The sequence below is a fragment of the Burkholderia sp. HAN2018 genome (assembly GCF_024704855.1).
Lineage (GTDB): Bacteria > Pseudomonadota > Gammaproteobacteria > Burkholderiales > Burkholderiaceae > Burkholderia > Burkholderia cepacia.
Window position 1 is genome coordinate 22,670 of the sequence record NZ_QOBB01000079.1, and the last position, 6,349, is coordinate 29,018.

The following is a 6,349-nucleotide window of genomic DNA, read 5'->3' on the forward strand; positions in this document are numbered from 1 at the left end:
GTCGATCAGCTCCGATAGAGCGCACAGGCCCATGTCGCGCCCGCGCCGTAGGTCACGAGGAGGTTGAGCTGGCCGGCCGGCATGCGGCCTTGCTCGCGGGCGAGGGAGAGCGCGACCGGAAACGCCGCGCTCGCCATGTTGCCCAGTTGATCGACGGAGATCATGCAGCGCTCGCGGGGCAGCCCGAGCCGCTCGATGACCGCGTCGAGGATGCGCAGGTTCGGCTGGTGCGGCACGACCAGGCCGATATCGCCGATCGTCAGCCGGTGCTTGTCGAGCATCTGCCGGCATGCGTCGACGATGCGGCGCGTCGCGTCTTCGAACATCGGCGCGCCTTTCATCCGGAAGTGGTGGCGGCCGGCCGCGATGTCGTCCGCGTCGATGAAGCGCGGGCGTCGCGCGCCGGGCGCCTCGGTGGCGAGCAGGTCGAACTGGGTGCCGTCGGCGCCGAGCGTCAGGTCGATCAGCCCGCGCGCCGGCTCGTCCGTCGCCTGCAGCAGCAGCGCGGCGGCGCCGTCGCTCAGCAGGATCGACAGGTTGCGCCCGGCGTTGCTCGTGTCGATGCGCCGCGACAGCGCCTCGGCGCAGACCAGCAGCACGTTGCGATACAGGCCGCTCGCGAGGAAGTGACGCGCGATCTCGATCCCGTAGAGCCCGCCGCTGCATTGCGCGCGGATGTCGAAGCACGGCACCTCCCGCAAGCCGAGCCGGGGCTGGATGTAGCACGCCTGCGACGGATCGTGATGATCGGGCGACAGCGTATTGACGATCAGCAGGTCGACGTCGTGCGCCGTGACGCCCGCGTCGGCCATGGCGCGTTCCGCGGCCGGGCAGGCGAGATCCGCCAGATGCTGATCGGGGCGGAGATAGCGTCGCGCGACGACGCCGGTGCGTTCGCGAATGAACGCGTCGCTGGTGTCGATCATGCCGGCGACTTCGTCGTTGCCGACGATCCGCTCGGGCAGCGCATGGCCGAACCCGGCGATGACGAGACGGGCGCTCATGCCTGACCCTCCTGTTCCGTCACGGCGGCGACCGTGCCGCCCGCATCGGACACGACGGTTTCACCCCAGCGCCACAATTGCGCACCGAAGCCCCAGCCCGCGCCCGCGCCGGCAATCACGACCTTCGATCCCGGCCGGATCACGCCCTGCCGGATCGACTCGGCCAGCGCGAACGGCACGGCGGCCGACACGAGGCACGCGCAATCGGCCACGCGAATCACATACTGATCGGACCTGAGCCCGAGCCGCTGCGCCCATGAGCGCACGAGCAGCGCGGACGGCTGGTGGAACACCATCGCATCGACGTCGGCGATGCCGGTGCCGCTCCGGTGCAGCAGGCGCTCGACGATGTCGGGAATGGCCACCGGCATGAAGCGCGAGATCGCCTCCTGCGCTTCGGGCTTGAGCGTGAAATACACGCCGAACGGGTTGTCGGCGCCGGTTTCCGCGTCGTCGTCGGCCGCGGCCTGCGCATTGCGCCACTGCATCGTCACGAGGTCGTAGCGGGTGGCGTCGCTGTGATATGCGGCATCCAGCCAGTCGGCGCCGTCGGGGTCGGCCGGCTCCGCGACGAGCACGGCCGCGGCCGCGCCGTCGCCGAAGTTCGTCGACGACTTGCTCGTGTAGTCGACCACCGCCGACATGCGCTCGGACGAGCACACCAGCGCCCGTTTCACGCGCCCCTGCTTGATGAGGTTCGCGGCGAGCTGCAGTTGCAGCACGAAGCTCGCGCATTCCATCTCGATATCGGCATCGAGCGCGCGCGTGGCGCCGAGCCGGTCGCGCAGCGCGCGAGAGAGCCGCGGCGCGAACCGGCGCCGGCCGTCGGCGAGCGACACGAACGGCGACGTCATGTTGAACAGCACCAGGTCGAGTTCGGCGGGTTCCACGCCGGCACGCGCGAGGGCGCCGCGGGCCGTGCGCTCGGCCAGCGCGAGCTCGGATTCGCCGGCATCGGGGTCGATCATGTGGCGCGATTCGATGCCCCAGAATTGCCACCATTCCGCCGGAATGGGCTCGACGCCCGCGAAGACGGGATCGTTGTTGGGGACCTGGCGTGCCGGCAGGCGGCAGGCGAGACTTGCGATTCGGACGTTGTGCACCGTCAGACCTCCATCGTGCTGCAGGCGATGCGCGGCCGGAACGGGTCCAGTGTCATGGCGATCACCGTCCGTTCATCGTCGCGCAACGAAATCGAATCTGCGACGCGCGACGCGAGCCACGCGGGCAGCTGGAACGGGTTCGGAATCTCCGCCGGACCGGTGACGACGTCGACGCAGAAAGCATCCCGCGCGCTGGTGGTGATCGACGGCCATCCACCCAGCCACGATTCGCAGAACAGCGTGGCGGCACGCCGGTCGATGCGGCTTTGCGCCGCGTCGAGCATCGCGTTGACCGCGGCGCCCGCATTGGCCGGTTCGGCGTCGAACCGGCCGGTGGTGCGATCGAACCGGCTTTCGAAGCGGGCCAGCGACAGGCTGCCGTTCACGCGCCGGGGCGCAAGCGCGTCGAGCGTCGCGAACGGGGGGGAATCGAGATCCGCGTAGCGGCTCGCATAAGCGCGGTCATGGCCGGACGGCGTCAGCACGATCGCGCCCGCACCGTCGGCGAAGCCGCTCTCGGCCACCTGCTCGACGTCCGCGAGCGCTTCCGCGCGAACGACGAGCGCGCGCCGATAGCCGAGCTGCCGGCAATGGCTTTGCGCGAGATCGAGTGCGAGCGTCCAGTCCGCATCGAGCAGATCGAACACGGCCGCATGTCGCGCACGCAGGTCGCGCTGCACGGGGTGCGCGAGCCGCGGGCCCGCGATCGACGGGGCGTCCGCCATCCGGCTGGGGGAGATCGACAGGCTGACGATCAGATCCAGTTCCGACGGCAGGCAACCGGCTTGTTGCAGCGCCTGCCTGGCCGCCTTGATCGCGTAGTCGTTCGCGCAGGATTGCGCGGTGGTCGCGGGGGCCGGAACGGCCGCCGCGGCGCCGAGAATTTTCATAGGATTTCTTCGCTTTGGACTGCTTGATTCAGGGAACGCGCCGCGCCATGACCCGCCTGTCGGAGCACGGCACGCCGCAATTTGCCCGATTCGTTGCGCGGCAAACCGGCGGCGTGATAAGCCACGCGATGCGGGCACTTGTATGGCGCAATCACGCTTTTCACGTGCTGCTGAAGCTGCGTCGTCAACGCATCCGAGCCGTCGACGCCCGGGCGCAGCACCACGTGCGCGCAGATGAGCGTGCCGCCCCGTTCGTCGACTTGCCCGACGACGCCGCATTCGGCGATATCCGGATGGCGCAGCAGCGCCTGCTCCACTTCGCCGGGCGACACCGTGTAGCCGGAGGTGATGATCATGTCGTCCGCGCGTGCCTGGTAGAACAGACAGCCGTCCTCGTCCAGGTAGGCGCTGTCGCCCGTCAGGTTCCAGCCGTGCTTGACGTAGTCGCGTTGCCGCGTGTCGTTCAGGTAGCGGCATCCGGTCGGCCCCTGCACGGCCAGGTAGCCGATCTCGTAGGGCGGCAGGCACTGGCCGTGCTCGTCCACGACGGCAACGCGGTAACCGGGCACCGCCTTGCCGATCGCGCCGTCCTTCGTGCCGGTGTCGCCCGTCGACGCGAAGATGTGCAGCATCTCGGTCGACCCGATGCCGTCGATCAGGTGCAGGCCGGTGCGGATCTGCCACGCATCGCGCGTCCATGGCGGCAGCGCTTCACCCGCCGACACGCATTTGCGCAGGGACGAGATGTCGCACGGGTCACGCTGGTCGAGATGATCGAGCATGGCCCGATAGGCCGCCGGCGCCGTAAACAGGATGCTGACCCGATGCCGCTCGACGGCCGCCAGCAGCTGTTCCGGGCCCGCTTTCGGCAACAGCACGACGCTCGCGCCGACGCTGACCGGAAACAGCAGCAGCGCGCCGAGGCCGAACGTGAACGCGAGCGGCGGCGATCCGCAGAAGACGTCATCGGCCGTGGGCCGGAGCACGTGCTGCGGAAAGCAGTGGCAGGCCGCCATCACGTCGCGATGAAAATGGACGGTTGCCTTCGGTTCCCCGGTCGTTCCCGACGTGAACGCGATCAGGCAGGGATCGTCCGCGCGCGTTTCGGCGGCCGCGAATGCCGCCGAATGGCCGTCGAGCCAGCGCGCGTGCGGATGCGTGTCGTCCGTGTCGTAGCGTCGAACGTCGCCGCGCCACTGCAGGTTCGCCATCGCCGCGTCGAGTTCGGCGGACAGCCCGGCTTCGCAGATGACGTGCGTGACCCGGGCCCGCCCGATGATGGTCGACAGTTCTCCCGCGCGCAGCTTCGGCATCGTTGCGACGGCGACGCCGCCGGCCTTGACCACGCCGAACCACGCGGCGGCCAGCATCGGGTGATTCGCGCCGTGCAGCAGCACCCGATTGCCGGCCACGAGGCCTCCGTCATGGACGAGCAGGTTGGCGATCCGGTTGGCGGCATCGCGCAATTCGCGATACGACCACGTGATGCCAGACCCGGTCGTGATCGCCGCGCGATCGCCCCAGCCGCGCTCGTCGACGGCGGTATCCAGCAGCGCGGCGGCGCAATTGAGAAACGGCGGAAACTGCAGCCCCGGCAATTCGAAGACGAACGTCGGCCAATCCTCGGCAGGGGGCAAATTCGCGCGGCAAAAGTCGTCCATCGTCAGCGCTCGCAAGAGTGTGAGTTCGAAGTTCGCGATAGCGGTGCGGTGCCGCGCGGGCCGTGCGCCATGACCGGGCGCGGCCCGCGCAGCCTGAGTCGCGATGCCAAAGAGATGTGGTCGGGGCGGCAGGCACCTGTCGCCGAGCGACGCACGGCGTGCCCGGTCAACCGGATGAAGGCTGGCCGGTTTCGGTGGAGTGATATCGTCTCATTTGATTTTCAAAATAAACAATAATCGATCGGTTTAATTCAAATTCGCCTGAATCTGAAATTCGTCGATCAATCTGGTCGGCGTCAAAAAAATCCTGGCGCAAGCTTAGCGGAAGCAATATTGAAAAGTAAATGGAAGAATCGATGGATGATTGTGATTATTGATTGAAATCGATTCCATTGATCATCGTCATCTTTTAATTAATCTATTCCGGTAAATCATCTCGCGATTTGTTGACTCCGGCGGAGTCTGGCTGCCGCAACGCTGAATGAAGCGTCGCGGAGTTCACCGGCGCGAAACGCGCGTCGCTTCATGAAGCGGATTGCATTGCGCAAAAAAACGAAAGCTCCGCGCTTTCGAGCGTCGCGGAGCTTTGAATCGATTTTAACGGGGAATCAGGGATGCGGGCGCCGCGGTCTCGCGTTGCGCCCTTTGTTTTTGTAATTATATTGGCGAATATTCAATAATGAACGGGGAATGAGAATTTCCCGATTATGAAATTCGTGCGCGGCCTAGCTGTCGAGCACGGAAAGATTTTCCGGCAATGTTTGCTTGAACATCGCGAGAATCCTGCGCGCCGCCTTCGGCGGCAACTCGATCGCATGTCGCACCGCCGCGGCGATCAACACCATCGTCAATTCCGAGAACGCCGCCAACTGCGCGTCGGGCACCGCCGGTGCGAGTTCCCGCAGCGCATCCGCCAACAGCCCCGCCAGAAACTCGCCGTCCGCCCGGTCGAGCGCCTGCAGTGCGCGGTCGGCCTGCGTGGCCCGCCAGATGTCGCGCATCAGCGGCTCGTCGACGAACATCCGGTAATAGCTGTCCGTGATGCGGGCGAGCGTGGCGTGCAGGTCGTCGAGCGACTTCATCGCGGCGAGATCGCGCCGCACGCAGTCGTGCCCGGCTTCGTTGTAGCGCTCCGCGAGCGTGCCGATCACGGCCGCCTTGTCCGGGAAGTACTGGTACAGCGAACCGAACGAGATGCCCGTGCGCTCGACGATGTCGCTCATCCGGAACGCGTCGCAGCCTTTCTCGATCATCACCTCCGACGCGCTCGCGAGAATGCGCTCGAACCGCTCGCGGCTGCGCTGCTGCGTCGGTACCAGCCGCGCGCGCGCCGGGGTATCCGATGTCGCTGCCGCCGCGTCGGGCTCGTCGTTTTGCCCCGATTTTTGTCGGCCCATGCCGCCTCCAGAAAAACTTGACGTTGCTAATGCGAGAGTCTATCGTGTTTTCAAAACGCGAGATATTCTCGCATTTTTGTCAAAGGAGACGGTCATGTCGGCACTTCCCACCCTCATCGTCGGCGGTTCGGGCAAGACGGGCGCCCGCGTCGATGCACGGCTGCGCGCGCGCGGCATCGCGACGCGGCCCGTGTCGCGCACGTCGGCCGTCCGCTTCGACTGGACGGCGCCCGAGACGTGGCCCGCCGCGCTCGCGGGCGTGTCGGCCGCGTACGTGACCTACCAGCCCGATCT

General features: G+C 66.9%; 5 protein-coding genes and 1 pseudogene. 1 reads left to right on the forward strand and 5 read right to left on the reverse strand.

What is annotated here, in order from left to right:
* Positions 1-5: 5 nt before the first annotated feature.
* The 5 genes from DPV74_RS20395 to DPV74_RS20415 all read right to left on the reverse strand — a co-directional run bounded on the left by DPV74_RS20395 (position 6) and on the right by DPV74_RS20415 (position 6,055).
* Positions 6-1,004 (reverse strand): ketoacyl-ACP synthase III, encoded by a 999-nt coding sequence (locus DPV74_RS20395; RefSeq protein ID WP_027792381.1) that lies wholly within the window; start codon positions 1,002-1,004, stop codon positions 6-8.
* Entirely contained in the window at positions 1,001-2,131 is a 1,131-nt protein-coding gene (locus tag DPV74_RS20400; RefSeq protein ID WP_162923096.1) for a 3-oxoacyl-ACP synthase III family protein, read from the reverse strand. The genes DPV74_RS20395 and DPV74_RS20400 overlap by 4 nt, the downstream gene beginning before the upstream one ends.
* Complete coding sequence (locus DPV74_RS20405) at positions 2,110-2,997, reverse strand: hypothetical protein (RefSeq protein ID WP_091921566.1); 888 nt, start codon at positions 2,995-2,997, stop codon at positions 2,110-2,112. The genes DPV74_RS20400 and DPV74_RS20405 overlap by 22 nt, the downstream gene beginning before the upstream one ends.
* Positions 2,994-4,658: an AMP-binding protein gene (locus tag DPV74_RS20410; protein WP_091921568.1), complete on the reverse strand. Its 1,665-nt coding sequence runs from the start codon at positions 4,656-4,658 to the stop codon at positions 2,994-2,996. Before DPV74_RS20410 ends, DPV74_RS20405 begins: the two co-directional genes overlap by 4 nt.
* A gap of 725 nt (positions 4,659-5,383) precedes the next feature.
* Positions 5,384-6,055, reverse strand: coding sequence for a TetR/AcrR family transcriptional regulator (locus DPV74_RS20415; protein WP_091921570.1), 672 nt, complete (start codon positions 6,053-6,055; stop codon positions 5,384-5,386).
* A 94-nt stretch (positions 6,056-6,149) separates the two neighbouring features.
* Between DPV74_RS20415 and DPV74_RS20420 the strand changes: the two are divergent.
* Positions 6,150-6,349 (forward strand): annotated as a pseudogene (locus DPV74_RS20420) (NmrA family transcriptional regulator); the annotation flags it as partial.

Coding starts and splice junctions, on each gene's coding strand:
- DPV74_RS20415 (WP_091921570.1), bottom strand. CDS start 6,055: ATGGGCCGACAAAAATCGGGGCAAAACGACGAGCCCGACGCGGCGGCA.
- DPV74_RS20395 (WP_027792381.1), bottom strand. CDS start 1,004: ATGAGCGCCCGTCTCGTCATCGCCGGGTTCGGCCATGCGCTGCCCGAG.
- DPV74_RS20405 (WP_091921566.1), bottom strand. CDS start 2,997: ATGAAAATTCTCGGCGCCGCGGCGGCCGTTCCGGCCCCCGCGACCACC.
- DPV74_RS20410 (WP_091921568.1), bottom strand. CDS start 4,658: ATGGACGACTTTTGCCGCGCGAATTTGCCCCCTGCCGAGGATTGGCCG.